The sequence below is a fragment of the Actinomadura montaniterrae genome, from assembly GCF_008923365.1.
GTDB lineage: Bacteria > Actinomycetota > Actinomycetes > Streptosporangiales > Streptosporangiaceae > Spirillospora > Spirillospora montaniterrae.
On the sequence record NZ_WBMR01000465.1, the window covers coordinates 1 to 1,713 of the forward strand.

2 protein-coding genes are annotated in these 1,713 nt (G+C 77.5%); both read right to left on the bottom strand.

Annotation, left to right across the window (positions count from 1 at the left end; all coding sequences use genetic code 11):
• A partial coding sequence (locus tag F9B16_RS50315) for a hypothetical protein (protein WP_225992698.1) occupies positions 1–669 on the bottom strand: 669 nt, incomplete at its 3' end.
• A partial coding sequence (locus tag F9B16_RS52155) for a hypothetical protein (RefSeq protein WP_192809420.1) occupies positions 650–1,713 on the bottom strand: 1,064 nt, incomplete at its 5' end. The genes F9B16_RS50315 and F9B16_RS52155, both read right to left, overlap by 20 nt.

A 1,713-nucleotide genomic window follows, 5' to 3' on the forward strand; every position in this document is an offset into this window, starting at 1 on the left:
CTCGCCGGTGCCGAGGGCGTCGCCCGCCCGCCCGACCTCCCGCGGCTTGATCACGACGATCAGCCGGGTGGCCAGCGCGATGATGACGCCGACGACGCTCATCACGTAGCTGAGCACCACCCAGTTCGCCGCGAGCCGCCCGGCGGTCAGGCCGTGCAGGATCGCGATCGGCCAGGAGATGTAGGCGACGGCGTGCATCGACCGCCACACCCACGGGCGGGCGCGGGCCACGAACCGGGTCCGCAGGATGCCGGTGATCACGATCAGCACCATGAGCTCGAACGCGACGGTGCCGAGGCCGACCGCGTCCGGCGTCGGCACCACGATCTGCGCGGGCGTCGCGAGCCCGCCCAGCACCTTCACCGCGATGTGCGCGACGACCATCACCGACGCGACCACCGCGCACGCGCGATGCGCGGCCTGCGCGAGCACCCGGTGCCGGATCTTCAGGATCAGCCGCTCGGTGGCCAGCAGCCCGGTCATCACCGCGCCGGTCAGCGCGAGCAGCGTGAAGACGCCCGCGTAGAAGGAGAGGAAGTACTGCGCCTGCGCCGCGGCGACGGCGCCCGGCGGGGTCGCGGCGCCGGCGAGCACCAGCACCGCGCCGGCGAGCACGGCTCGCAGCGCCCACGCGGGCACCGCGGGATCGTCACTGTTGCGTGTTCGCACCGCTCGGACTCCTGTTCTGGGTAGCGGACGGCGACGGGTCGCCGGCCGATCCTGCGCCGCCGCCCGGCTCGTCGCCGGGCGCCGGCGGTGACGGCGGGGCATCCGCCGCGGGGACCGCGCCGAGGTTGGCGATCAGGCCCCCGGGAAGCACCTGGAGCAGCCCGCGCTCGGCGTAGCCGAGCAGCGGCTTCGCGCGCTCGCTGAACGTCCAGCCGCCGATGACGGCGCCGTCCAGCGGGACGGGCGCGGCACCGCGGCGCAGGTCGAAGCGGACCTCGGCGCGGGCGGCGGGGGCGCCGCCGCAGGCTCCGGCGGTGCCGGTGCGGCCGAGCGGGTCGCCCCGCCCGACGACGCTGCCGTCGCGCAGCTGCGCCGCCGCCCGCACCCGGTCGTAGACGGTGGCGACGCCGCTGGCGTGCACGACCATGAGCAGCGCGGGCCCGGAGCCGTCGCCGCAGAACCGGTAGAGCCGGCCCGCGCCGGACGCCAGGACGCGCCCGTCGCCGCCCGCGAACGCCAGGGCGGACAGCGGGCGCTGCGCGGACGCGGGGTCGGCGGTCAGCATCGTCCAGGACGTGCCGCTCTTCCACGGCAGCATCAGCCCGTCGCCGGTGCCGGTGCCGTTGACCGCGGCGGCGGCCTGCTCGGCGGACAGCGCGCCGTAGCGGCGCAGCGCGCGGGACTCCGCCGCGGACATCACGGTCGCGGGCATCGCGCCGAGCAGGGTGCCGAACGCGGTGCCGCCGGACAGCCCGACCCGCCACTCCCGGCCCGTCCAGCGGGCCGCGAAGAACGCGATCTCGGGGTCGGCGGCGCTGCTCGCCGGGACGGGAATGGCGGTGGTGCCGAACACCCACGTCCCGTCGGCGCTGGTCCGGGTGGCCGCGACGATCGGCGCCCGCGCCGGCGCGGCGCCGTAGGCCTGCTTGGCCGCGGCGCCCCGCTCGGCGAGGGTCAGCTTGCGGACCTGCGCGGCCAGCGCCTGCGTGTCCGGACGCGCCGGGGCGGCCGGTGCCGCCGGCGTGCCCGGCTGCTGCCGGTGGG